Origin of the sequence: Paenibacillus sp. FSL W8-0194 (genome assembly GCF_037969745.1) — a bacterium.
Classification (GTDB): domain Bacteria; phylum Bacillota; class Bacilli; order Paenibacillales; family Paenibacillaceae; genus Paenibacillus_AQ; species Paenibacillus_AQ cookii.
In genome coordinates this window covers 1,662,371-1,687,978 of record NZ_CP150205.1, presented here as the reverse complement: position 1 = coordinate 1,687,978, position 25,608 = coordinate 1,662,371, and the positions used below count along the sequence as shown (strand labels likewise).

Genomic DNA, 25,608 nt, shown 5'->3' with positions numbered 1-25,608 from the left:
TTCGCCATCGTGGCAATCAGAAACACATCAAAACGATGACAAGCAAAATAAGCAGTACGCAAACAAGGATGACCGCTTTGTTCATCTGTATGAACTCCATGGCATGATGCTCCCTTCTGCACCTGATCAGGGCGTTCATCTATATCTATCGTATTCGGGAAAAAGCGGGAGGTGCTTCACCGCGGCAACATGGACAATCCGCTTCGCGGAGTTCATACTATAAAAATGGGAAGTACATAAGAAATGAGGATGGCATCCATCCGGATAGCAAAGCGCAAAGGAGATCAAAAGCATGGACCAAAAAACGATGGACTTATTCCGCAAGCTGACGGAATTTCCGGCCGCTTCGGGCTTTGAAAAAGAACTTCGGGCATACGTCAAGGATTTGATGGCCCCGTATACGCAGGAATTCGTTCAAGACCGTCTCGGCAGCTTGTTCGGCGTGCTCCGCGGCGACGAGCAGGGACCGAAGGTCATGGTGGCAGGCCATTTTGACGAAGTCGGCTTCATGGTGACGGGCATTACCGACGCCGGGATGATCCGTTTCCAGCCGCTGGGGGGATGGTGGAGCCAGGCCGTATTGGCCCAGCGTCTGCAGATCATGACGCCAAACGGACCCGTGATCGGCGTCGTCGGCTCGATTCCGACGCATCTGCTGGACGAATCGCAGCGCAGCAAGCCGGTGGACATCAAAGCGATGTACATCGACGTGGGCGCGGATAACCGCGAGGATGCGGAATCGTTCGGCATCCGTCCCGGACAGCAAATCGTGCCGATTTGCGAATTCACCCCGCTTTCCAATCCGAAAAAAATCATGGCCAAAGCGTGGGATAACCGATACGGCGTAGGCCTTGCCGTCGAGCTGCTGGAGGCGCTGCACAAGGAAAAGCTTCCGAACACGCTATATTGCGGCGCGACGGTACAGGAGGAGCTTGGACTGCGCGGTGCGCGGACGTCCGCCAACCTGATCCAGCCCGACATCTTTTTCGCTCTTGACGCAAGCGCCGCCAATGACATGACCGGGGATAAAAGCGCCTTCGGCCACATCGGGCAAGGCGTGCTTCTTCGCATTTTCGACCCGTCGATGCTGACGCACCGCGGCCTGGTCGAATACGTGCAGGATACCGCCGACACCCATAAGATCAAATACCAGTATTTCGTGTCGCAGGGGGGCACCGACGCCGGGCAGGTCCATTTGAGCGGCATCGGCGTGCCGTCGACCGTCATCGGCATCTGCTCCCGGTACATCCATACGTCGTCCTCGATCATCCACACCGACGATTACGACGCGGCGAAGGAGCTTTTGATCAAACTGGTGAAGGGCCTTGACCGCACGACATTAAATACGATTTTGGAAAACGCGTAGTATCGCCAAAGAAACCGTCCGATCGATTCGTTACGAACGAAGGACGGTTTTTTGTTTGGCATCAACCGATTTTGTCCAAGCTTACAAAAAAAATCATAAAATTCACAAAAAAATAGCATACACCGCGCAAAAATATGATAAAATGAAAGCGCTAACAGCTATCATCTTCTAAAGGGGGCTTTTGCAAGATGAACCAAAACGATAAGGTGATTACCGAATATTACGATTTCGATCCGGTCACCGACGCCTTTTTCTTCAAAACCGGCGCACAGGAGCAGGTTATTTTCCATGGCAGGAACTACATCATAAAAAAAAGACTGTCCTCCGCAGAACTCGCTACGCTCAAATCCCAGCCCAATTTCGTCCGCGCCGCCTCAAATCTCTACGTCAATGTGAACAAAATTACAAATATCGACGGCACTACGCTGCATTTCCGGGACGAATTCGCCTACCCGCGCACGATTACGGTTTCCCGGCGCATTTTGGACCAAATCAAACGCCGCATGCCAAGCGCTCCCGACATCGCGTTGCCCAAGCAATGAACCAAGGGTCCGGTTTCGTGAAGCGCCAAACGGCAGCCCCCCCAACGGGAGACTGCCGTTTTTTCATGAACGGATGATGTCAATTGACCCGGAAAGGTTCCACTTTCCGATATCCCCACGAGCTTTTTCCGTCCTCCGGCATGCCCGGCAGGATCAGTCCCCCGTCGATCCGAATCGTGATTCCCGTAATATAGGAAGCCTGCTCGGAAACAAGCCAAAGCGCCGCCTGGCCGATATCCTCCGGCATGCCGATCCGGCCGAGCGGAATGAGGGAGCCCATTTGGTCTACGGAAGGTTCCGGGTCCCGGACGAGGATGCCGCCGGGAGCAATGCAATTGACCCGGATGCGGTACGGCGACAGATCCAGCGCGACGGATTCGGTCGCCCGCTTGAGCGCTGCTTTGATCCCTCCATATACGGCGTCTCCGGGATACGCCCGTTCGGCGTGCGTCGATAGGATGTTGACGATATTTCCTCCGCGTCCGGCCGCGATCATATGCTTCGAAACCTCCCGCATGAGCAGCATCGGGGCACGAAAGTTCAGCTGCATCGTATAATCCAGATGTTCCAGCGGCAGTTCCGTAATCGAAGCGTACATCCCGACGCCCGCATTATTGATCAGGCAGTCGATTTGCCCCATCGTGCGCACCGCTTCCGCCGCCGTTTCCACCGCTTCGTCCGCTTCCGTCAAATCGCCTTCGCGCACGATGCACGCGCGGCCGGATAATTTTTCGATTTCCTCCGCGGTTTGTTCGGCCATGACGTCATCCCGGTAATGGGTGATCATGATTTCGTATCCCGCTTGCGCCAAAGCAAGCGCGATGCCGCGTCCGATGCCCCGGCTGCCCCCCGTAACGAGGGCCGTTTTTTTGGCCGTCTTAGCCTGATCGTGATGCTCCATGATTTACGCCTCCTTCTCGTGCTTCAATATCAAGACCGATGTTTAGAATACACGTTAGCGTGATCCAAGGATGCTCTATACTGATCAAAACGCATAAAGAAGAAAAAGTCAAACATGGATATTTCATCAAATTCAGGGCGGGCAAAAAGCCGGTCCGGGCGAGCCTCCCGCCGCCCAAACCGGCTTTTCCTTTATTTTGCCATGCTTTTTTTGCCCGTCGCCCGCACTCGCGGATCCACCAACGTATACAGCATGTCCGCCGCCCAGTTTGCTACAACGACAACCCCCGAAACGGTCATGATGATCGCGATCAAAACGGGGAAGTTGCGCTTCAAAGCGGAGGTGACCATCAACGTGCCCAGGCCCGGCCAATTGAACACGTTTTCGACGATGGCCGATCCGCTGATCAGGACGGGAATGTCGAGCGCAATGAGCGTGATGACGGGAATGAGCGCATTTTTGAGCGCATGGACGTAGATGACTCTTCGTTCCGAGGCTCCTTTCGCCCGCGCCGTCATCAGAAAACCGGCATCCAACACCTCCATCATGCCGTCTCGGACAAACTTCAAATAATAAGCGAGCATGCCGATCGCCAAGGTGGCCACGGGAAGAATCATATGCTGGATCAAATCCCATAACTCTCCCTCTTTGGAAGGCGTGTGCATGCCGCTCGGGGGCAGCCATAAAAGCTGCATCGCAAAAATCTGCTGCAGCCAATAACCGAGCACGAAGCCGGGAACGCTGAATCCGATCACGCTTAAAAACAGTGCCGTTCTGTCCGAAACTCCGTATGGTTTGGTGCTGTTATGTATTCCCCACGGGATGGCGACCAAAAGCGTAAGGAGCCATGCGATGCCCAAAAGGAAAAAGCTGTTTTTGGCATGCCACCAAATGTAATCGTCGATCGGAACAAAGTTATAGTCGACGCCCAGATCCCCTTTTGCAAGTCCCTTCAACCAGCGAAAATACTGCTCGTAAAGCGGCAGGTCCAGCCCATGAAGATGCTTCTGCTCATCCACCCACTTATATTGCTCTTCGGTCATGCCGATGCTCGCCCATGGATTTCCCGGCATGAGATGCATGAGGACGAACGCAATTGTTGAAACGGCAAACAGCACGACAACGGATTGCAGCGTCCGAAAAAGGATGTACTTCCACATATGGGTTGCCCTTCAAGCTCCTTTCCTCTGAAAAGTCACTCTATCAACTTCCACATATTAGTAGGATACACCAAGATCACGCAAACCTAAAGACAAAGTTCTGCAGAAACCGGCGGCTTTTGCGAAATGGAACGCAAAGGGCTGCCGCATATGCGGCAGCCCGATTGGATTGCAAACGACAAAAGCATAACTTTATCGCAAACCGCAGCCGTCAGCCGACGATGCCGGTCCGTTCCACGCTTTCGACGAAATACCGCTGCACGAACACGTACAAAATAATGATCGGCGCGATAAACAGCAGCTCCCCGGTATTTTTGATCATATAAGCATACAGTCCGTCCTCGAACTGCGTAGCCGTCCACATCGTCGGCAGCATCGTCGAAAGCACCTTGATTCTCGTCAGCAGCAGCGACACGTAATAATTGTCGTTCCACATCCAGACGAAGGAAAACAGGAAGACCGTCACGATCGCCGGAACGGCGTTCGGCAGCATGATGCGGTAAAACGTCTGAAATACGCCGCAGCCGTCGATATACGCGGCTTCCTCCAGCTCTTTCGGGATTCCCCGGAAAAACTGCCGGAATATGAAGATAAACAAGCCGCTTTTGATCCCCATCCCCGTCGCCGCCTGCAAAATGAACGGCCAATAGCTGTCCAGCAGGTTGATGCCGTGCCCGCCGAATACCGACAAAAGACCGGCCAAGTCAAAAAAGCGGTAGTTCAAATAGGTCGGGATCATCAGCGTCTGCGGCGGGACGACGATCGTAAACACCGCAAGCGCAAACAGGATGCCGCTCCCCCGGAACCGGAGCCGGGCGAAACCGAAGGCCGCCAGCGAGCAGGAGAGGACCTGGAGCAAAGTCGTCAGCAGCGCAATGAACAGCGAGTTAAAAAACGTATCGGCATAATGCAGCGTCTCGGCCGCAAACCGGAAATTGTCGAGCGTAAAATGCTTCGGGATCCACAGCACGGTCGGGTCGAGCATATCCGCTCGTTCTTTAAAGGAAATCGAAATTTTAAAAAATATCGGATACATAATGACGAAACATAAGCCGGTCACCAAAACCGCCCGAATCAGAACCCATGCGGCATGCTGCATTTTGAGCAGCGGTTGCTTTTCCCTGGAAAAACGGGCGGCGCCCGCCGCCGCCTGAACCACAACCTGTTTCAAACCTTTCCCTCCTTTAAGAACCCAAAAAGATGCAGGTCCGCCTTGGATCAATCGAAATAAAACACTTTTCGGGACACGAGGCGAACCAATACGAGCAGAATGATGGAAGTCACCGCAAAATAAGCCCACGACATCGCCGCGCTCAGGCTGAAGTTCAGCGCCTTGAACGCCGTGTCGTTAATGAGCACGCTTAATTGGTTGTAATTGTAGGAGTCGATGACGGTATAAACGATGTTCGTCAAAATGAGCGGGCTCACCATCGGGAACGTAATTTTCCAAAACGCCTCGTATCCCGTCGTGCCTTCGATTTTGGCGGCTTCGTACAAGGCGGGAGGCACGGATTGAAGCCCGGCCAGAAAGATCAGAATTTGCACGCCCGAATGGCTGATGATTTCGTAAATGCGGTTGACGGAACCCGTGATGTACATCGTCACCCCGCTGCCGAAGCCGGACTCCAGCAGGAGCGCTTCCAGCTCGCTGCTTTTGAGGCCCGCGTCCCCCCCGCCGGTCACCGTTTGCGCCACTTCGGCCAAATTGCTGCTCTGCTCGATGGACAACAGATTCGTGGCAAGCAGCACGGGCAGGAAAAATATCGCTCGCGCCAGCACCCGTCCCCGGAACTTCTGATTGAGCAGTGTTGCCGCAAACAAGCTGAAAACGACGATCGAAGGGATATTGATCAATAGATCCGCCACGGCGTCCAGCAGCACGCGGTTAAAGGTCGGGTGTTTGTAAAAAATCTCCTTGTAAAACTGCAGTCCTGCGAACTTGGTATCGAATCCGCTCATCGCGACGGTCAAATGGTTAAAGCTGTAGACCAGCGACTCGTACAAAGGGACGGCAAACAGAAACACGAAGCCCAAAAACCATGGGCCGATAAACAACACGCCTAGCAGCGACTTTTTTTGCGACAGCGTCCAGTTCCTTTTCATCGCTTTGCACCGCCGATCCGGTAGCTCTCGGCTTCCAGGAGGCCGCCGTCAACGGCAACCGCCGAGGCGTTGTAGTTGACCGTGACGGTTTTGCCGTTTTCGTACGTCGTCCGGAATACGCCGGCCGCCAATTTTTCGTGGTTGACGATCCGCTGATTCCGCACATCCTTCAACACCGCGTTGGCTTCCCGGTAATAATCCGCCGCTTCGTCCAGCCAGTCTTCGTAGCTTGCCGAATACAAATCGTTAAAATCGGTGTCCCGTACGGCCGACCCCTGTTTGTAAAACCATTGATAATACACGCTCGAGCCGGTCTCCAACGTCTTGAGCAGGCTGGCCCGGGCGCTTTGATCCCTGTCCAGGTTGATGGGCGAACCCGAATAATCGATATACCCGTGCACGACCATTTGGTAAAAAGGGATTTCTTCGTCCGCAATGTTGAGGCCGCTGCTCCGGGTCGGCGCATTCACGATGACATCCGCATAGGGCAGCACGCCCGCATTTCCGCCGTTCACCATCGTTTTCCCGGCCCCCTCCTTCAGCATTTCCACCGCTTCCCCGATCAGCGCCGCGCTTGTCTGCCGATCGGTCGTCCCGCCGGAAGTCACGTCGGAATGGAGCTTGTCGCCCAAGTCCCGCAGCGATATCCCGCCTGCTTCCCATGGCCGGTAATCCCGCAAAAATTCGTCCACAAGCCCGGACAGCTTTTTGGGCGACAGCAGGTAATAATCCAAATCGCCCCTGCTTGCCGTCACCGGATCCGTCTTGTACTGCGCGATCCCATCCCGGAACAAAAAGCTCGCCCCGTCGCGCGAAGGCTTAAATCCATGTCCGCTGCGGTAAACCTGCAGGAAGGAAACGTCGGGATACAGCTCGACGTTTTGCGCCTTTGCGTAAGCCACCAGCTGTTTGAATCCTTTATTTCCTCCAAGCGCGGCATCGACGTCGATATCGTCCGGATAATGATGGGCCAGCCCGCCGTTAAACCATCCCGAATAACGGAGTTTGATGCTGCCGACGCCGTTTTCCTTCAGCATGCGGAGGATCGTTTCGGCTTCTTTGAAGGTCGTCAGCGGCTTTACGGACCGGTACGGGATGCCAAGGAACGTGTCGCGGACCGGAATGGAGCCGACAAGTTCAAGCACAAAAGGCGTGTCTTGGGAAGCTTCAAGCTTGGTCAGTTTACCGTTTTGCACAAGATAATCCTGATAATAGCGAGCCATGCCGACGTAATCCGCCGACTCCCCGGCCATAAACGCGTAACGAAGCTTGATGCCGCCCCGGTACATCTCCGGAAACATCGGGCTGTCCTTTTTGACGCTGCCTGCGCGGTACGTGAACAATTCCATCGGCTTCAGCAAAAATTGGGCGCTGACCCGGTTATAGGAGTTGACCCGGCCGCTGATATCGGCATGGACCGAAGCGATCGCATCCCCGTCCTCGATGATGCAGAAAAACGCTTCGTCCCCTTTTTTCATGCCGAAAACGGGCAACCTTGCCGTCGCGGTGAATTCCTTGAATTCCGCCTCCGCCGCTTTTTCTTTTAAGGTCCGGTCTTTGCCGTATATCGGCATGCCGAACGGCAGCGCGGCCGTTTTTCCGTTGTTCAGCCGGATGAGCGCCCCCGACCCGTCGGGGACGAACATATACCCGTTTTCTTTCGTCCCGGCGGCGCCGAACATTTCGAGCAGTTGGATCGACTCGATCGGAAACGGCTTCGTATCCCGGATTTCCTCCACGGGCACCCGAACGATCAGGTTCGGTCCGTCCAGCAGGTATTCGATCGGAATCGTAAACTTCGCGGCCGCGGCGGACTGCTGTTCGCCCGCCTGATTCATCTCATTGTCCTTTTTGGCTTCTTGCGCGGTGTAACCGACGGATTCGAGGATCGCGACGACGTCCTTGACGACATATTCGGGCATTTCCTTCCGTTTGTAGACCTGGGTTTCCTCATCGAGGAAAAACCGTTTCTCGATCTCGAATTTGACGGCCTCCTCCTGGATTTTGCTTAAAATCAGCCGTTCCATCCGTTCCTTCGAAATGAATTGCGGAATCGCCTCGAGTCCTTTCTGAAAATTTCCGAGCTGGTACACGACTTTGGCGCCCCCGTCCGTTTTTCGGATTTCGAACTGCTTGCGCTTGACCGCTTCGGTATAATTGTTCGCGTAAAATGTCTGCCCCTTTTCGTTGTTGTAGACGATGGAAAATTGCGCGGACAGGTTTTCAAGGTTCACTCCCTCCGCTTTTTTGTCTTCGTCCCGGTCCTGCGGATTGGAATGCCACGTCCGCCCGCCTCGTTTGTCTTTGACGGCGATTTCCGTCGTTTCCGGGTCCATGTAGAGGGCAAGGTATTCGTTTTCGGCCATCAGGTTCAAACCTTCGGTTTTGCTTTCGAAACGGGCGGATTCGACTGGTTTATGATCCCCGGTCAGGCTGGCCGGCTCCTTGGCGGCTCCCGCCGCTTCGCGGTCGTCCCCGGGCTTCATGATCTGAAAGCTTGCAAAAGCGATAAGCCACACGCCGAGGAGTCCCGCCAGCCACCATCTCGTTTTGCTTCTCAACCGTTTCTCCCCCCTTTACAAACGAACGATGATTTCGCGGTACAATGCCTGAATGAACGTCGCCATCTGCTGCACCAGGCTGAAGCAAAGAATGCCCAGGAAGACGATAAACGCCATGACCAGCACGGTTAAAAACAGCGTCGCGACGGTTTTGCCGATCGAATATTGATGCACCGTCATCGTGCCGACGAAAAGAAGCCAGGCAAACCAAAGATACGCGACGGAATCGAGCAAATAATAAAACGGGCTTTCGGCTTCGGTCATCACATTGCTGATCCCGATTTGCGGCAAAAAGACGATGACGAGCGGCAGCGCCGCATACCCGGTCGCCGTGACGATTTCTTTGAATTTCCCCTCGCCGTCCATCAGCGTCGTCAGCGACCAGTTCGAAACGCAAAACAGCAAAAACGGCAGAATGATGTATTTCAGCTCATCGATGCTGCTGAGTTCGGTCGGCTTGTTGAAATTGACGACGAACCCGGCGTACTGGCGTTTCAGTATCATCGTGACGACCAGCATAAGCAATATGAATAACGCGATGGCCACTTTCCCTTTATTTTCGTATTTCAGCTCCCAAAAGCTGCTGAACGGGCGGACCATCGTGCGCAGCGGCATTCTCCACGCGGCCGTGTCCGCGTAATGGATGACCGCCTTCCGCCGGGCCCGGACGATCCGCAGCGCGAGCAAGGCTCCCGCCGCCCCGATCACGACGCTCATGACGGTTCCGAAATGGTTCCATAAATATTCCGAACGATAACGGTTTAACGCCTCGGAATAATATTTGCGGTTGTTTCCGTTCTTGAAAAATTGCAGCGCCTGCTTGTTCTCGCCCTTTTGCAGCAGCGATTTGCCGATGCCGATATACGCGATGTCAAAATTGGCATTCAGCTTCAGCACTTCTTCCCAATGCGTGGCGGCCTCGTCGTCTTTCCCGTTAAAATGGGCCTTCACCCCGTCCCGGATCAGCGATCCGTAGCGGGTAGGGGCAAAAACGGCAAGCCGGTTCATCCCGGCATCCAGCACGGCCACCCGGTCGCCCAGCATCGCCAAGGCCGTCGGTTTTTGGAACCGGTTTTCGCTCATGCCGACGCCGCCGAACTGGTACAGCATGTTGCCGTCGCCGTCGTACGTGAATATCCGGTTGCGTCTTGAATCCAAAGCGCTGTACATGCCGCTCCCGTCGTATATGACGTCGATGAACGTCGAGCTGCCGGCGTTTTGGACCGTTTTTTGCTTGGACGCGTCCACCTGGATGGCGGAAACGTCCCCGACCGGATCGAAATATCCTTCCCGCCGCAAGACGTCCTCTCCGCCCGGGTTAATCCGTTTAATCGGATTTGACGCATTGACTTCCGAAGAGACGGCATAAATAAATCCTTTGTCGTCCAAATCCATGTTGGCGAATTCGATCGGCAGGAACAACTGCATTTGGCTGCTTTGCTCCCGGGTGGAAAAGCGTTTCCAGAACAAATCGACGGGACTGAACCGGACCTTGTTCGTGCCGACGTACCCCCGGAAACTCCCTTTGGCGTCGAACTCCATAATGCCTTCGTATGCGCCTTGGGCGATAACGTACAGCCTCTGGGTTTTGTCCACGGCTACCTTTAACGGAAAATATTGAAATCCTTTCGGAATCATGTCGGATACCGGAGCCCCGTAGACCCGGATCAGCTTGCCGCTCCGCTCCATTTCGACCACCCGTCCGTTTTGCGTGTCGGCGACGAACAGATGCTGCCGGGTCCGGTCGACGTAAACGCCGCTCGGTTTATTGAACGTGTCCTTGGTTCCGCCGTTGTCGAAAGAAGCGATCACCCCTGCCAAGTTTCCCTTTTCGTCCAAATGGACGATCCGGTTGTTGCCCGTGTCCGCAATGTAGATGTGCCGGTCTCCGTCCACAAAGACGTCCTGCGGCTCATTCCAATTGCCGATGCCCAAATCGGAGCCGTAAATCGTTTGTTCCGCCACATACGGATAAGGCGCGGGTTCGGCTTCCCTCCAGTACGAATAGTTGTAACCGTGGTCCGGCGCTTCCGCCTTCACCGGAGTCCCGACGGCAAGAAGCGCCAAAACGCATAGCCAAACCGTCCATCTTCTGATCACTAGCGCGCTCCCCCTTACCATCAGTCTTTCATCCCCGATGTCGACATCGTTTGAATGACGTTGCTTTGCGTCATGATGAAAATCGCTACGGGCACAAGCATCATAATCAATGCCGCCGCGGCCATCGGCCCGGACCGGACGAAACCGCCCGACAAAATTTGGCTGAACGCGTAATCCATCGTTTTCAGCTGCTCGCTGTAGATGAACGACGCGCCCTGTCCGCCCGTGCCGGTTCCCCACAAGCCTTTGAACGAAAAAATGATCAGCGTCAGCCACGCCGGTTTGACGGTCGGCATCACGATGTTCCAGAAAATGCGGTACTCGCTGGCGCCGTCGATTTTGGCCGCTTCCAGCAGCGAGTCCGGGATCTGCTCCATGAACTGCTTCATCAAAAACAATCCCAAAGACGTGGCGAAAGCCGGAAAAATCAGCGACCAGTACGTGTTCAGCAGTCCTAGCCAGCTGACGGTCAAATAATTCGGGATCGACGTGACCTGAGGGGCGAACATCAGCGACAGCACGACGAGCGTAAACAACAGGTTGCCGCCGGGCAGCTTTAATTTGGCCAGCGGATAGGCGGCCATCGAAGCCAGGACGACATGCCCGGCCGTCCCGAGAAACGCGACGAAAAAGGTGTTGAAAATATACCGCGACAGCGGCACCCAGGAATTCGCGAAAATGAGAAACAAATCATAAAAGTTATCCAGCGTCGGATGGCGAACGATAAACGTCGGCGGAAACAGGAACATCTCGTCCAAAGGTTTCAGCGCGGTGCTGACCATAAAGACGAACGGCGCGGCCATAAACGCCCCGGCGCAGGCCAAAAGCACGAAAATGGCGATGTCTGCCGGCAGCGACCGGTTTACTTTCTTTTCCCTGCGCAGCCGCAGCTGAAGTTTTGCCTGCATGGGATCTACTCACCCACTTTCCTGAGCAGTTTCTGGATCACCATGTTCGTGCCCAACATGATGACGAACAAAACGCTTGCGATGGCGCAGGAGTACCCCATTTCGAACCGGATCGTGCCGTAATCGTTCAGATGGGTCACGATCGTGTGCGCCGCATATTGCGGGCTCGGAAATCCCGCCATGTTGGTCGCGACGTCGGCAACCGCAAAGGAGCTCGTAATTTGCATGACCGCCCCGAACATCAGCTGCGGGCGCATCGACGGCAGGGTAATGTGCCACAGTTCCTGCCAGCGGTTTTTCACGCCGTCGATCGCGCCGGCTTCGATCAAGGTTTTGTCAAGGCCCTGCAGGCCGGCGATAAAAGCGAGAAAAGCGGTCCCGAGGCTCAGCCAAAGCTGGACGAGCATGATGATGAACAGCATGTATTTCGGGTCCTGCAGCCATTGGATCGGCTCCAGAATGAATCCCCATTTCATCAAAAAAGCATTCACGTAACCGAAGGAATCGCCCGAAAAAGCAACCTGCCAAATCAAATAGACGTTGCCCGAAATCGACGGCGCATAAAAAAGGAGCGTTACCACCGCCCGCAATTTCGGCGACAGTTCATTGATCAGCCATGCGAGCATAAAGCAGGCGATATAGCTGACCGGTCCCGTAATCACCGCAAACAGGAGCGTGTTTTTCAGCGCGATCAGAAACACCTCGTCCTTGATGAACAACGTCGCGTAATTGTCCCAGCCGATCCACTTCGGCGGCTCCAGCACGTTAAAATACGTGAAGCTTAAGGCAAACGCCATCAAGACCGGAAATGCCGTAAAAATGAAAAACAAAACGAAATACGGGGCAAGCAGGACATATCCCTGCTTCTGCTGCCTCATTTGCTGCATCAGCGCTGCCATTTTGCCCGGGTTTCGGCCGGGGGCGGGCGGCGGGACGCTCCTTGTCGGATCTGGAAGTTTCATATGAACTTGCTCTGCCTCGGACATCGGAATCACCTCTCCTTTTCGCCTGCCGGCAGCCCGAATTCTTTCCGTTTTTTCGTGATTTCGTCGTTGACGAATCGCGTGTAATTGCGGATCGCCTCCCGCGGATCCTCATTGGAAATGACCACGCTGCGGAAGGCGTTGTCCAAATGCCGCCCCGTAAAATAACCGCCGGGCACTTCCGGAATGCCTTTCGCCCATTTCCACTGTTCCATAAGAACCCTGTAATCCTTGACCTGCCAGGGCAGTTGCCCGGCCGCTTCCAGGTTCGCCGTGGCAAACCGGCCTGCTGGCCCGAAAATGGCCTCGCTTTCCCATCCGAACTTCGCCTGGACTTTCGAACTCGACCACCACTGCATAAACTTCCAGGCTTCCGGCTTGTTTTGGCTGCCCTTAAGCATGACCGCCGCGTTCCCGGATGCCGGCACGTCGCGCCGAATGGAGCCGTCTTCCCGTTTCGTGCCGGGAACGGGGCCGATATCCCACAGCCCTTTCAATTCGGGAGCCGTGACGCTGATCATGTTAAAGCGGGTGTAATCGGCGATGCCAATCGGCATTTCCCCGCTGCGGAAGCGGTTCGTGAAGTCGGTTTCGATCGGCAGCTTGTAGGTCGTGTACAGCTCCGACCATTCGATGAACGCCTGAACCGACGTTTCCGAATCAAGCGCGCTCGTTTTGCCGTCTTCGCTATATAGCGTTCCGTCCTTCTGGTAAAGCAGCGTGCCGAAGGTCGGATTGACGGGCAGGCTGCCGCTCTCCTGGACGTTGGAGCCCGTTTTGACAAGAACCTGGATCGGGAACCCGAACAACAGATTGTTTTTTTGCAGCTCCGGAATCATGGCATACACGTCATCCCAGGTTTGGGGAACTTCGAGGTTCAGCTCGTCAAGAATATCCTTGCGGTAAAACAGCACCGGGAAATATTGCTCCACCGGCAAACCGTAAACGGCGCCGTCAAACGCATACGGAACAAAAGCGCTCTCGCTGTACTGCCGCTTCACTTCCTCAAAACCGGGATATTTCGATAAATCCTCGACGCCGCCGCGCAGCGCATAATTCAGCGGCTTATCGTTGCCTACGGCGAAAGCGACGTCCGGACCGCGGCCGGCCAGCATCGCCTGCAGCAACACCGATTCGCTTACGACCTGGATCTCGACGCCGATGCCGGTTTCCGGCGTGAAGGATTCCTCGACCATCCGCTTCAAGATTTTGGCTTGGTCGAGCCCCATCGTGATCCAAACCTTTATTTTTTTTCCGTTTTTGCCGTTGGACGAGCCAAGCGCGTTGTAGTCGTTAAAAAACGATAACGCAAACGAACCGACCTGATGTTTTACGTTGTTCCATACGCTCGCGCCTGCGGCCGGCATGCGCCGCTCGGGAGAGGCGACGACCAAGTAGTCGATGGATAAAGGCATGTTATTGATGGAGTAAATCCAGGAGCCGAGCGAGCTGACGTTCGATTTGAACGTCTCCAGCCGGCGGGCTACCGTATCGGGATGATCGGCCATATCGCGGAGCTGGTAGACGATCCGCTTCAGCGTAGCGGTCCGGTCGCCGCTGCCGCCGGCCTGTTCGATCCGCTGGGTAATCGAATCGATCAAGTCCGCTTGCCTGCGGAATGCGTCAATCATGTCGGGGAGCTTCGTTTCAAGCTGGTAGTCGCGGTATTCGTCCGGCACGACGCCCGTGATCATGACGATCCGCCGGTACATGTTGTTGAGCTCCAGCACGCTTGATTCGATGGTGCGCAGGTAAAGCGACATTTCGCCCAGCGTGACGTCCATCCGGATTTGATGTTTCCCTTTGCTCAAATAAAACAGGTACGGGCTTTTGCCGTCGCCGATTTCTTTCAGTTTCCAATCCGGGGAAAAGTGGAACGCGATGTTTTCCGCTTCCTTGAACGGAACGCTGCCGTCGATCAGCAATTTGCGGTACGACGCGGCTCCCCGCTGCATGCTTTGATTGTATTTCACGCCGATTTTATACAATCCGTCTTCAGGCACCTCGATGTCCCACGAGATCCACTGGCCCGCCTTCGACCAATTGAACGAGCCGATCGTATTGAATCTGATTTTGGTCATGTCGTAAGGTTCGGTGGCCGGGCTGCTGCGGTCCATCATCGGGTACAGCACGGCGCTCGACTTCAAAGCTGCCGCTTCGCCCTGGATTTTGATGAAGGCGTCCGGCGCTGCCTTATACCCGTTGACTTGGTAACCCTTCGACACTTCCTCGTACGCAGGAACTTCGGGGAGCTGAAAAAGCTTGATATAATCAATCATCATCGGCTCCTTTTCGGAGACGAGGGAGATGACGTGTTTTCCTTTTGAAAAATAAAACGAATACGGTTCTTCATGCCGCCCGTCCGAGCTTTGAATGCTGACCTCCTGCCACATCGCTACTTCCGCCTGCCCGGTGTAGATGTCGTTTCCTTTTTCATCCTGCACGGTGCCGCCTTCATTTTTCCACAACCGGTAAAACACAAGGTTTCTGGCCTCCGCAAACGGAAGTTTCCCGTCGATCAAAAGCTCCCGGTCCATGTCCGAGCCTTTTCCCGGCATGGCCCGGTAACGCAGCGCCATATGGTACAGGCCACCTTCGGGAACATCCACCGTCCATGAAACGCTGCCCGATTCGCCGGTTTGGATCACCCTGCCCTCCGCCCCGTCGATGCCTTCAACCACCGTGACGTTCATGCCTTCCGCGCTCGAATAAGCGTCCCCTTTGACGAGCAGCTCGCGGTCAGGCCGGCCGGCGCCTTCGTATTGGCGAATGTAATCATCGTAACTGTCTTTGCTCGTCGACCCGAGCTTCAAGCCTGCGAGCGGCGAATCGACGGGTGCGGCTGCCCCCTTCGCATCCTGAAGCGGGGCGAACGGCAGCGGCTGCGGAAACAAGAAACATATCGCGGCCAGCAGCGCAAGCAGCGCGATCCGGCGGTTCGACTTCCGCGTCATCGGTGCATCCCCTCCATATGTAATCCAGCACCCCGGCCGAATCCGCCGGAGTGCTGAACCACAGCAACTTTTGCCTTATTTTTTGGTCGTGACGTCGATCGCGCCCTGCGCCATCGGCTTGATCCGCTGGACGGCCTGGGAAGGCGATTCTTTGCCGCTCGCGATGTTTTTGAACGCTTCCTCCAGCACGTCCGGCAAACCGACGTACGCCTGGTAGTTGATCAGCTTGAACGAACCGTCGAACATCTTTTTCATCGTGTCGAGCGATTCTTTGTTTTTCATGTTCGGCTCTTCTTTCTGCAGCTGGATCTGCTTGCCCTTTTCCACGTCGAATTCGTACAGCTCGCTCCAGGCAGCCAGCACCGCCTTCGGATTTTCGACGCCTTGCGGTATGAACCACAGGTTCATTTTGTCGTACGGGGTGACGTATTCGGCGGCTTTGGGTCCTTTCGGGAAAAAGACGTATCCGATATCGTTCGGTTTATCCTTGACGTAACCGAGGTTATCCCAGCGATAACCGTTGACGAATGCCGTTTTCCCGCTGCCGAAGTCGGCTCCGTCCGACCGCCCGACGACCTTGTGGACGTTGTAGAGATCGTTGAAAAACTGCAGGGCTTCCATCGCGTTCGGTTCGTCCATCACGAATTTGTTCGTCGCTTCGTCTTCGATTTTGCCTTCGTTGGTGTAAATCAGCACGGATGCGAGCAGCGACTCGCTGTCGAAATACAGCGGAACCTTCCCGCTTGCTTTGACCTGCTTCAGCATGTCGAGGAACTTATCCCACGTCCATTCCCCTTTTTCCTGAAGTTCGTACGGGTCCGGCAAGCCCAATTTTTGCAGCAGCGTTTTGTCGTAGTATAAACCGTGGCTTTCCGTATACGGCAGCGTAACGCCGTATTGCTTGCCCTGGTATTTGCCGTTGGCAAGCGTCACCGGGTTTTGGCCGAAGGCCGGATTGTTCATGTCGATCACGCCGTCGAGCGGCTGCACGTATCCTTCGATGACCAGCTTCGGAAACGCCTCGCGGATCGGAATCATGACGATGTCCGCGAATGGTTCGCCCGCAACGGAGGACGTAATCAGGCGTGCCGTCGTGTCCTCGACCGTCACGTATTCGATTTTGGTGTTGTATTTTTCTTCGACTTTCTTTTGCAGCGCTTTTTCCTCGTCGTTCAAATACGCGTCCATCCCCCACCACTGTCCGATGCGCAGCGGCTTGCCCCCGAAATCAAGCTTTTCTTCCGGTTCCTTCGCGGGCTGTTCTTCCTTCGTTTCCTGCGTCCCCGGAGCGCTGCTCTCGTTTCCGGCGGCATTTTCGGCCGGTTTGGCATCGCCTCCCGTCGTTCCCGCCGCGCCTTGGCCGGAGCAGCCGATCATCGACAGCATCGCCGCAAACATCAACGCCATGGACCATGCTTTCATCGTCTTCAAGCGATTCCCCCCTATAATGTTCAATGATTTGAAAAATCCTGCCTTCACCGGATGTTTCCGCTTCGATCGCTCTCCCGACAAGGCCCCCTTTCCGACATGGCGGGTACGGCCGGAGTGTAACCGCTTTCATTACTGGCAAACGGGAATCAGGCTTTCATCTCCCTGCCAATAAGGGCAAAGCGGCCGCCTTTCCCGTCCATCTACGCTGCGTTCATGCGACGCATTACCGCCTTCCTCTTCAATATAGCTTGAAAGCTTTTTCCCTTGTATTCATCCCATAGAGGCATTCCCGTACATGCTCATCCTGCCGCACTGCCCAAGCTTCCCGCCAAACGGCTAACAATCGTCCATAGGATTCTAACGTTCATCCATACCGGAAACCATCCGCCCAGTCTGGCAAACGATATCCGCAGCGGTTCACGAAAATTGTTCCCGGAATTGGGTCGGCGTGCGGCCGGTCACCTTTTTGAACATTCTCGTAAAATAAAAATAATCCTGGTACCCGGCCTTTTCGGCAATTTCGCCGACCAAATCCCCCGTTTGCTTGAGCAGCTCGCAGGCATAAGAAATCCGCAGCCTGGTGACGTAGGAGGTGAACGTTTCGCCCGTTTCCTTTTTGAACAGCTGGCTGACGTAGTTCGGATGGACGTAAAATGTTTGCGTCAGCGTTTGGATCGAGATGGCATTGCGGTAGTTGTCGTGCACATACTGCAAAATCGACTTGAAGGTTTCGTTGCCGCTTTCCTTCGCTTCGTATTCGGTATGCGGGCCCATGCCCCTGATCGCTGCCATGCTCAAATCATCGATCATGTCGAATCCGCTGGCGAAATGCTCCATCAACTGCTCGTAGTTCGGCAGCATGCTGTCGTTTTCGTCCCCATGAACGCTGTACAAAAACGCAAAAGCGGCGTTGTACAGGTGCAAAGCTTCCTGAACCGTCACCCGCCCCTCCCGGAACAACCCTTTGATGTCGTCAAAACAGCGGAGCAGCGCCGTCAAGTCTTTATTTCCGATGGCGGCGCCGATTTGCCGGATGCGTTCCTTCACTTCCCCTTGGGCATCCCCCCGGTCCCAGAACACTCCCGGCTTCCCTGTAATGAAATATTGGTTGGACAGCAAAGAAGCCGCCCCGATCGCCTGCTTCAGCATGCGAACCTCGCCGCATCGTCCGCTGATTCCGGCGCCTTTGAACCCCTGCCGCGCTGCAAGTTCGCCGGCAGCAGGCCCGAGCCGGTCGTAATCCATGACGTACAGCATTTTCGATCTGCCGATTTTCAAACGAAGCCCGGGTCCGGGCAGCGGGTCCGGCTGCGTTCCGTCTTCGAAAGCCGCTACCAACGCGCCGATGCCATGGGCGGGGTCCAACTGAAGCCCCCATTTTGCGAGTTCGGCATGCAGGCGGTCCGAATCGGCATCGGTTCGTTCGGTCAGCAGGTGTAACAGGCGCGATTCGGCGTGAACCCGTTCCGTATCGAGCGTTTTTTTCAATCTGGCAAGCACGCCGGCAATTTCTTGCTCGTCATACGGTTTCAGGCAATAAGCCGATGCCCCGAAATTAAGGGCCCTCTGCGCATAGGCGAATTCCGCGTACCCGCTGACGACCACGAATTTCGGGGCCCAAGGAAGCTCGCTTCCTTTTTTGATCAGCTCGAGTCCCGTCATGCCCGGCATCCGGATATCGGTAAACACCACTTCCGGTTTGGCGCGTTCCATCCATTGAAGCGCTTCCAATCCGCTATATGCAGCGCCTGACACTTCGAAGCCATGGCTGCCCCAATCCACGCTTGCCTTCAAGCTTTCCACGACCCAGCTTTCGTCATCGACGATCAATACCTTGTACATGAACATTCCTCCTTGCCGGCATCCTTAATCTTATTTTCGTTCCTTCCCCCAGGGTGCTGCCGATGTCGAGCCCGTATTCGCTGCCGAACGTCAGCTTGATCCGGTTGTTGACGTTGGCGAGCCCGATGCTTGAGACCCTCGGCTCGTTCCGGCTTCCGATGTCGCGATCCTGCCGGTGCAAAGCCTCGGCTACCTGCGCCAGCCGCTCGGGCTCCATCCCCAAACCGTCGTCTTCGACCGTAAGGACCAGTACCTGATCGTCATGCACGCTTCCGCGGATGGTTAACGTCCCCTGGGATTCCTTTAACTCCAACCCGTGAAACACCGCATTTTCCACGAGCGGCTGCAGGATCATTTTCGGGATCAGGCACCCCAGCGCCTCCCCCGACATCTCGTAATCCACCTTAAATCGCCCGCCGAAACGAATTTGCTGGATTTGCATATACGACTCGACGATGTCCATTTCCGTCTGAAGCGTCACCATGTTTTCCCCTTTGATGCTGTAGCGGAAGATTTGGCCGAGCGATTTGGCGATGTCGCGAATTTCATGCACGCCCCGAACCGCCGCCATCCCTTTGACCATCTCCAGCGTGTTGTACAGAAAATGCGGGTTGATCTGGCTCCGCAAAAACGTCAGCTCCGATTTTTTGTTTTCCAGCTCGGCTTCATACAGCATCGCGTTTGTCTCGAGCAGTTGATGCGTCAAATGGTCGACCTGATCCAGCATGCTGTTCAGGCCGGTCGACATGACGGTGATTTCGGCGTATCCCTGAAGGGAAATCCGGTTTTTCAGCTTGTCCAAATCCCCCCTCTTAATGTTATTCATGAAGGACATCAGCTTTTTGAGCGGAAGCAAAATGTTGTTCGCGACCAGCCTGAACAGCACCAGCATAACGGCCGCTCCGGCAACGGAAATGACCAGCTCCAGCCTGCGTATTTTGGAAATGTCGGAGAACAGCTCGGACATGGGAATCATGCTGACCATCATGCTGTTGATTTCAGGCAGATTCTCTTTTTGCACGACATAGGTCTGCCCGTTCAGCTCGAGGTTCATCGGCTTCGTGGAAGCCGGGCGGCCCGCAATGATGCCGCTCAGCCTGCTTCCGACCTCTTCCGGATCGCCGCTCGACATGATGTTGTTGTCGCCGTCGACGAGATACACAAGCGTGGCGGATTCGCTCGACAAGGAACCGGCCCGTCCGATCAGCGCTTTCGGGTCGATGACGAAAAACAGCGTGCCGATGACGGAATGAAATCGTTCGCCGGGCTGCAGCGATCTCATGTTCATGCCGACCGGAATGACGTTGCGGGACGGGTACATATCCCCGAAGTCCTTGAGGCCGAAATAGCGGATGGAATCTTCGGGCGCAATCGAATTCGCGTAATACGATACGAGCTTGTTCCCTCCGTACAAATCGTACCAACGCCCGTTTTCCCCCAAAACGACGATATCCAAAATGCCCTCCTTCAAGTTGCCCATATTGATCAGCAGGCTGTTGATTTTTTTCGAGTATACGTAGGCTTCGGCGGCGTTTTGCTCGATCAGGAATTTTTGCACGTCCTCGTTATAAGCAATATTCGTCATCAGCCGGTCGATGACGTCTTTGTTCGCATGCACCGTCTCTTTGATTTGCGCGCCAAGATCCTTCGTATACCTTTCGTTGTTGTCCCGGATGATTCCGGACATTTGAAAATAAGTCGCGACGATGATCGTCAATATGACGGCGGCGATGGATGCGGCAATAAAGGACAGCTGCGAACGTATCGATAATTTCCGGTAAAAGGACACGGCCCGATCCTCCGTTGATTTTAATGGATATGGACGATAATTAGGAACATATTAACATAGTTTGGCAGTCGCTAGGAGAATTCTCTTTACTCGCACTTTCTTTTCCATTACGATCTGTAGGAAAGGACTTCTTTCAAAGGAGTTGATCGTTTGATCCGGTTCAAAGCTTTGATGTTGGTATGGATGGCGGCCTTCCTGGCCGTAAGCGGAGCGGCATGCAGCGGCAAAGAACCGCTTGAGCCCGCAGCCCCGCCCCGGTCGGACGGCTATGAGCATCTGGACGTTTCCATCGCATTTTGGGACATCGGCAGAGCGTTCGAAAAAAACGATGAAGTGCTGCAAAAAATCGAACGCGATTTCAACATCACGATCAAGCCCGTGCAAGTAAACGACGCCGACGATGAGGAAAAATTCAAAATATGGGCCGCCTCCGGCCAATTTCCCGACCTGTTTGCGCATTCGCTCGTCAGCGACTCGCCGGGGATTTATGCCGATTGGATCAAACAGCGCTTGATCCGGCCGCTGCCCGACGATCTGACTCCTTATCCGAACGTGTACCGGGTGGCGCAAATTCCCGATACGCTCGCGCTGCGCCGCAACAAAAAGCTGTACATGCTTCCGCGCATCGCGTACCCGACCAACGATTTGTGGATGCTGGAGCGGGTCGTGTTCGTACGCAAGGACTGGGTGGAAAAACTCGGCTTCACGGACCCGAAAAACTTCGGGGAATTCTCCGATATGATGAAAGCGTTTACCAAGAACGATCCGGACGGCAATGCCCTTCATGATACGGTCGGGCTGACGGCAGCGAACCTCGATTATTTGTCCTGGGTGTTCAGCCCCGCGTTTCCGCAATTTGCCGCAAGCAAATGGGTGCAGGAGGACGATCAGTGGATTCCGTATTACGCCTCCCCCAAAATGAACGCCGTCGCGGCCCAGTTCCGGCAGCTGTACGCGGACGGCGGCCTCGACCCGAACTTTTACCTCGTCAAAGAAATCGATGCGCTCGAACAGTTCGCCCAAGGCAAAGCCGGCGCGCTAGCGTATAAGGCAACGCCCCAGAGTTTGAGCAAAATGGTGCAGATGTGGAATCAATACCATCCCGGCAAAGATTTTTACGATTCGGTCAAAATTTTGCACCTGTGGCCTGCGGAAGACGGCAACCGCTACTATTACGTCGCGTCGACGTATTGGACGGAAAGTTATTTCAGCGCCAAAGTGGATGACCGCAAAATGGACCGGATTTTAAGGCTGTACGATTATTTGCTGTCGCCGGAAGGCAAAATGCTCATGAAATACGGGATCGAAGGAAAGGATTACGAGTACCGGGACGGAAAGATCGTCATCACCCGGCCGCGGGAAGAGACGGGAGAATATGTCAGCCTCCAAAAGCTGTATCCGTCCACCGAAATTTTCCGCAACCTGGCTTCCTGGGGACGGGAGCAGTCGTACCGGCTCGACCCGGTCAACCAAGAGCTTTACGGCGAAAAAAACATCCGAACCAGCCTGGAGGAAATGCGGTGGCTGCTGAACAACGCAAGGGCAACGCCGTTTATGTATTCGATCATTTCGCTTTCCACCGACAATAAAGACAAGCTGAGCGCCGCCATCCATCCGATGGAAGATTTGACGAAAGCGGTGCTGGGCACGGGCGACCCCGTGAAGTTGTGGCAGCAAAACCTCATCAAGTATAACCAAATGGGACTGCAGCAGGCGATCCGGGAGGTCAACGACAAACTTGCCTCGGGCCAATGACCGGCGTAAGTCGGGTCGGCAGTCGGATGCGCGACAAAAGGCGGCGGACATTCAAATTCCGCGCGCCTTTTTTTTGATGTGCTTACCCTCCGGGGACTCGGATCGGGCAACTAAACAACGGCATCCATAAAGTCCGTTATTATGACGACGATTTAACCTCTTTTCCTTCGGGTTGATGCTCCGGCTGCTCGTATACGACGGTCCCGTCGTTTTGGCGGATCCAGGTCGCAAAATCCCTTTCCCCCGCTTTCAATTGAATGACCCGGGCCCCCGTCGGGAAATGGTCCTTCCGTTCGCCGCCCACGTAGCTGACGTATTTGGTCGCCCTGCCGTAACAAAGCCGGATGCCGTGCAGCGTGCCGCAAAAATCGTTGGCATGGTCATGCCCGACGAAAGTGCCCATCACGTCGCCCATTTCGAGCATCGCCGCAAACATCCCCGAATTGAACCGCGGGGCGGAGCAGGTGCCGTCCAAACGATGCCCGTAGCATACTTCCGTTTCCCATACCTCGTTGTACTCAGGCAGCGGAATATGAAAAAAAGCGAGCGCAGGCAGCGGCTTCCCGCCGTTTTGCCCGGTTAACGCCTTCGATTCCGATACGTACCAATCGATCTGGTCCCTGCGGATCCAATCGTACCCGCCGAACGGGGAATAATCGCCGCTGTCGAGAAAATAAAGCGCAGCTCCCGCTTCGCCGCGGTCGTTCATGACGGTTAACGTAAAGTTTCCCGCCCCGCTGATCCCCGGCGGATCTTCCTTGGCGACGCAGTATTTGTGCTCCAGCTGCAGCCGGTGCATCTCGGCCCGGGTGACGATCCCTTCCGAATCGTGGTTTCCGAATACCGCGGCCCATGGAATGCGGCTGTTTTCGGCGACGGCTACGGCCTTGCGGAACGACGCCATCGGGTCTTTCGTCCTTGCGCTCGCGATGACGTCTCCGGTGAACACGATCAAATCGGGCTGCTCCTCCCGGATGACCATCTCCATCAAGCTTTTTGTTTCCGCATCCAGTTTGGGGGAATCGGGATCGACGTCAAATTCGTCGATAAACTCGACGTCCGTAAATTGCACGATAACAAACGTGCCGTCATCGCGGAATTTCAAATTTTTGTTCATCCTGCGGCCAGCCTCCGTTCCTGCTATGGATTTTTGCGGCATGTTTTATGCCGCTTGCGCTTTGCCTTCGTTTCTGCATATGGGTGCATTCCAGCCGATCAAGGACGGCCGCGCCTTCCTGCCCGCGGATCAAATCAGTATCCGTTCATCCGGTATATTACTGCGGCAGGCGGTCTGGGGATCGGTTTGGAAAGCGGTTCCAAAAATCGCTTCGGCGCCACCTCCATGATAAGGCATCGGAGGGACGAACATCCAGCCCATACTCGGCGTTTTTTTCCAAGTGCCATCAAAAATGTTTTGCCGGCCCAAGATCAGCTGCCTTTCCCTCGGCAAGTCCCAGTTGACTTCGCGGTATCCCATGCCCGTTTTGTTCGAGCCGTTCAGAAAATACCAGTCCGGCACGTTGAGGTACACGCCGCTTCCACTGCACCATTTGTAAAAATCGGTGATCGCCCTGTCAAAGCTAGCTTCCGAAAGACAAGATCAATTTCGAAGCCGACCTCGGCGCATTGGTCGATGGCCGCCCGCACCTCGTCCGGCCTGTCGCTCATGACGTGCATGAAAATCGGATTGTCTTCGACCCAAGGGGCCAAAACGCGGTACATCCTTTTTTGAGCAAGCCCCTTGCGCTCACGGTCCGTGCTGTCATGAACCAGCTCAAACGTCCGGAACGTGTCGAACGCCTCGCCGGCCGGCAGGGTAACTCCGGGTCCAAGCGGCGGCTGGACAGGGGAAGATCATTTCCCCAAAAAATATCTGCCTCAAATCGCTTGAGGCAGATATTTGGCTAACCTTTTAGAGTTTTGTGTAAACTTCCAATCAAGATTGCTTATCGCTCCAGAACGATATCTATTTCAGACGCAGCTTTAGTCAGTCCTTCTTCTGCCGATAATTCTCCTTGAAAAATGCGGGTCATATAAGAAGTATAAATTTCATCAATTTGGCTCCAAGCTTTAACGGGCGGTCTTAAAAAACTATTGTTCAATGCCTCTTCATAAGGACGAATGATGGATTCCAGCGCTGCGTTTTTTACTTTCGCCTCTCGGTTTGTTGGAATTAGCCCGGTTTGCGCCATGATTTCCTGAGATGGTTTACTCGTCATAAATTTCATGAACTCCCAAGCCTCTTCAGGTTGTTTAGCCCCCTTAGGAATGACTAGATCTTCACCACCGACGATTGAGGACGGACCAAATTCATGTGGAAAAGGAACCGCTATCGTTGAATTTAAGGCCCTACTCAGTTCATCCCCCTGAAAAACACTATAAAACCATGGACCTTCATCAGTGACGAGAATATTTCCTGATTTGACTCCTTCCCAGTTATCGCCGCCGCCATTGACAACAGTTCTATCGATCAGTTGCTCTTGATACAAAGAGACTAACTCCTCAACCGCATGAATGGTTGCTTTACTGTTAAGGTAGCCTGTAGCCTGCTTATATTGGTCATCAGTCATTTTGCCGCCCAGCGCATAAATACAAGGGAGGGTCTTCCATGTATCCAAACCGCCGAGACCGATCATATACCGTTCTTTCCTTGCCAGCTTAATAACTTCTTCAAACCTTTCCGGAGGAGAAGACAAACCAGCTTGTGTCAAAAGAGAACGGTTATATATTGCGACTTTAGTATTAATGTTAACCGGAAGCGAATAATTGAACCCCTCATAATATCCCACCAAACCTGCGCTCGATTGAAGCAGGCTTACTACGGATTCAAAATCATGGAAACCGTTCAATGGGGTGAGCAAACCGCTTTGGGAAAACTCCGGGACCCACGCGACATCCATACGTACCACATCAGGAGAGCGGTTGGCGGAGGCCTTGGCGATTAGAGTGTATTTGAGTTCAATGTTATTTGCATGTCTTACCGGATGTACCCGTATCCCCGGATTTTGTTTCTCAAAGGCAGGAATGAGCTCTTGTTCAAGGAGATGAGTTTCTTCATCACTGTAAGTGTGCCAAAACTCAATGGTACGGGTCTGAGGATTGTTTAGCTTTTCGACAGCTTCAGGGTCCGTGATGATCGAATTTCGGTTGCAAGCAGTCAACATAACAATGATGACAAAAAAACAAAGGAACCGCTTCATCCCCAAACCACTC

18 protein-coding genes are annotated in these 25,608 nt (G+C 54.4%); 3 read left to right on the top strand and 15 right to left on the bottom strand.

The window, feature by feature from the left end; genetic code table 11:
• Positions 1-292 precede the first annotated feature (292 nt).
• Together MKY58_RS07260 and MKY58_RS07255 are read left to right on the top strand one after the other, a co-directional pair.
• Positions 293-1,366, top strand: a complete 1,074-nt coding sequence (locus tag MKY58_RS07260) for a M42 family metallopeptidase (protein ID WP_036715184.1) — start codon at positions 293-295, stop codon at positions 1,364-1,366.
• A 188-nt stretch (positions 1,367-1,554) separates the two neighbouring features.
• Positions 1,555-1,908 carry a LytTR family transcriptional regulator DNA-binding domain-containing protein gene (locus tag MKY58_RS07255; protein WP_339324033.1) on the top strand — a complete coding sequence of 118 codons (354 nt, stop codon included), beginning with the start codon at positions 1,555-1,557 and terminating at the stop codon, positions 1,906-1,908.
• 79 nt (positions 1,909-1,987) lie between these two features.
• On the opposite strand, the gene MKY58_RS07250 is transcribed toward MKY58_RS07255, so the two are convergent.
• The 12 genes from MKY58_RS07250 to MKY58_RS07195 form a co-directional block, all read right to left on the bottom strand.
• Entirely contained in the window at positions 1,988-2,809 is an 822-nt protein-coding gene (locus tag MKY58_RS07250; protein ID WP_339324032.1) for an SDR family oxidoreductase, read from the bottom strand.
• 191 nt (positions 2,810-3,000) lie between these two features.
• Positions 3,001-3,969 carry an ABC transporter permease gene (locus MKY58_RS07245; protein WP_339324031.1) on the bottom strand — a complete coding sequence of 323 codons (969 nt, stop codon included), beginning with the start codon at positions 3,967-3,969 and terminating at the stop codon, positions 3,001-3,003.
• 211 nt (positions 3,970-4,180) lie between these two features.
• Positions 4,181-5,140 (bottom strand): carbohydrate ABC transporter permease, encoded by a 960-nt coding sequence (locus MKY58_RS07240; protein WP_339324030.1) that lies wholly within the window; start codon positions 5,138-5,140, stop codon positions 4,181-4,183.
• 47 nt (positions 5,141-5,187) lie between these two features.
• Positions 5,188-6,072, bottom strand: a complete 885-nt coding sequence (locus tag MKY58_RS07235) for a sugar ABC transporter permease (RefSeq protein WP_339324029.1) — start codon at positions 6,070-6,072, stop codon at positions 5,188-5,190.
• On the bottom strand, positions 6,069-8,633 hold the full coding sequence (locus MKY58_RS07230; protein ID WP_339324028.1) for a DUF5696 domain-containing protein: 2,565 nt from the start codon (positions 8,631-8,633) through the stop codon (positions 6,069-6,071). Before MKY58_RS07230 ends, MKY58_RS07235 begins: the two co-directional genes overlap by 4 nt.
• A 15-nt stretch (positions 8,634-8,648) precedes the next feature.
• On the bottom strand, positions 8,649-10,733 hold the full coding sequence (locus MKY58_RS07225) for a YIP1 family protein (RefSeq protein ID WP_339324027.1): 2,085 nt from the start codon (positions 10,731-10,733) through the stop codon (positions 8,649-8,651).
• A 20-nt stretch (positions 10,734-10,753) separates the two neighbouring features.
• The gene (locus MKY58_RS07220; protein ID WP_339324026.1) at positions 10,754-11,641 is read right to left on the bottom strand and encodes a carbohydrate ABC transporter permease; all 888 of its coding nucleotides are present in this window, start codon (positions 11,639-11,641) and stop codon (positions 10,754-10,756) included.
• A 5-nt stretch (positions 11,642-11,646) separates the two neighbouring features.
• Complete coding sequence (locus tag MKY58_RS07215) at positions 11,647-12,603, bottom strand: sugar ABC transporter permease (protein ID WP_339325078.1); 957 nt, start codon at positions 12,601-12,603, stop codon at positions 11,647-11,649.
• A 29-nt stretch (positions 12,604-12,632) separates the two neighbouring features.
• Positions 12,633-15,578 carry an extracellular solute-binding protein gene (locus tag MKY58_RS07210; protein WP_339324025.1) on the bottom strand — a complete coding sequence of 982 codons (2,946 nt, stop codon included), beginning with the start codon at positions 15,576-15,578 and terminating at the stop codon, positions 12,633-12,635.
• 75 nt (positions 15,579-15,653) lie between these two features.
• Positions 15,654-17,000, bottom strand: a complete 1,347-nt coding sequence (locus MKY58_RS07205; RefSeq protein WP_339325077.1) for an extracellular solute-binding protein — start codon at positions 16,998-17,000, stop codon at positions 15,654-15,656.
• Between the two features lie 426 nt (positions 17,001-17,426).
• Positions 17,427-18,851: a response regulator gene (locus MKY58_RS07200; protein WP_339324024.1), complete on the bottom strand. Its 1,425-nt coding sequence runs from the start codon at positions 18,849-18,851 to the stop codon at positions 17,427-17,429.
• The gene (locus MKY58_RS07195) at positions 18,826-20,640 is read right to left on the bottom strand and encodes a sensor histidine kinase (RefSeq protein ID WP_339324023.1); all 1,815 of its coding nucleotides are present in this window, start codon (positions 20,638-20,640) and stop codon (positions 18,826-18,828) included. Before MKY58_RS07195 ends, MKY58_RS07200 begins: the two co-directional genes overlap by 26 nt.
• 150 nt (positions 20,641-20,790) lie before the next feature.
• On the opposite strand from MKY58_RS07195, the gene MKY58_RS07190 reads away from it, so the two are divergent.
• Positions 20,791-22,395: a hypothetical protein gene (locus MKY58_RS07190; protein WP_339324022.1), complete on the top strand. Its 1,605-nt coding sequence runs from the start codon at positions 20,791-20,793 to the stop codon at positions 22,393-22,395.
• A 139-nt stretch (positions 22,396-22,534) separates the two neighbouring features.
• Here the strand turns inward: MKY58_RS07190 and MKY58_RS07185 are convergent, their stop codons facing one another.
• The 3 genes from MKY58_RS07185 to MKY58_RS07175 all read right to left on the bottom strand — a co-directional run bounded on the left by MKY58_RS07185 (position 22,535) and on the right by MKY58_RS07175 (position 25,595).
• Positions 22,535-23,512 carry a metallophosphoesterase family protein gene (locus MKY58_RS07185; RefSeq protein WP_339324021.1) on the bottom strand — a complete coding sequence of 326 codons (978 nt, stop codon included), beginning with the start codon at positions 23,510-23,512 and terminating at the stop codon, positions 22,535-22,537.
• Positions 23,513-23,641: 129 nt separating this feature from the next.
• A complete protein-coding gene (locus MKY58_RS07180; RefSeq protein WP_339324020.1) occupies positions 23,642-23,926 on the bottom strand; it encodes a hypothetical protein in 285 nt (94 codons plus the stop codon).
• 415 nt (positions 23,927-24,341) lie between these two features.
• Entirely contained in the window at positions 24,342-25,595 is a 1,254-nt protein-coding gene (locus MKY58_RS07175) for an extracellular solute-binding protein (RefSeq protein WP_339324019.1), read from the bottom strand.
• Between the last annotated feature and the right edge of the window lie 13 nt (positions 25,596-25,608).

What these genes read in the sequence shown, in the direction of transcription:
- MKY58_RS07250 (WP_339324032.1), bottom strand. Translation starts at nt 2,809, where the DNA reads ATGGAGCATCACGATCAGGCTAAGACGGCCAAAAAAACGGCCCTCGTT.
- MKY58_RS07185 (WP_339324021.1), bottom strand. Translation starts at nt 23,512, where the DNA reads ATGAACAAAAATTTGAAATTCCGCGATGACGGCACGTTTGTTATCGTG.
- MKY58_RS07210 (WP_339324025.1), bottom strand. Translation starts at nt 15,578, where the DNA reads ATGACGCGGAAGTCGAACCGCCGGATCGCGCTGCTTGCGCTGCTGGCC.
- MKY58_RS07215 (WP_339325078.1), bottom strand. Translation starts at nt 12,603, where the DNA reads ATGAAACTTCCAGATCCGACAAGGAGCGTCCCGCCGCCCGCCCCCGGC.
- MKY58_RS07200 (WP_339324024.1), bottom strand. Translation starts at nt 18,851, where the DNA reads ATGTACAAGGTATTGATCGTCGATGACGAAAGCTGGGTCGTGGAAAGC.
- MKY58_RS07260 (WP_036715184.1), top strand. Translation starts at nt 293, where the DNA reads ATGGACCAAAAAACGATGGACTTATTCCGCAAGCTGACGGAATTTCCG.
- MKY58_RS07205 (WP_339325077.1), bottom strand. Translation starts at nt 17,000, where the DNA reads ATGAAAGCATGGTCCATGGCGTTGATGTTTGCGGCGATGCTGTCGATG.
- MKY58_RS07220 (WP_339324026.1), bottom strand. Translation starts at nt 11,641, where the DNA reads ATGCAGGCAAAACTTCAGCTGCGGCTGCGCAGGGAAAAGAAAGTAAAC.
- MKY58_RS07245 (WP_339324031.1), bottom strand. Translation starts at nt 3,969, where the DNA reads ATGTGGAAGTACATCCTTTTTCGGACGCTGCAATCCGTTGTCGTGCTG.
- MKY58_RS07255 (WP_339324033.1), top strand. Translation starts at nt 1,555, where the DNA reads ATGAACCAAAACGATAAGGTGATTACCGAATATTACGATTTCGATCCG.
- MKY58_RS07235 (WP_339324029.1), bottom strand. Translation starts at nt 6,072, where the DNA reads ATGAAAAGGAACTGGACGCTGTCGCAAAAAAAGTCGCTGCTAGGCGTG.
- MKY58_RS07175 (WP_339324019.1), bottom strand. Translation starts at nt 25,595, where the DNA reads ATGAAGCGGTTCCTTTGTTTTTTTGTCATCATTGTTATGTTGACTGCT.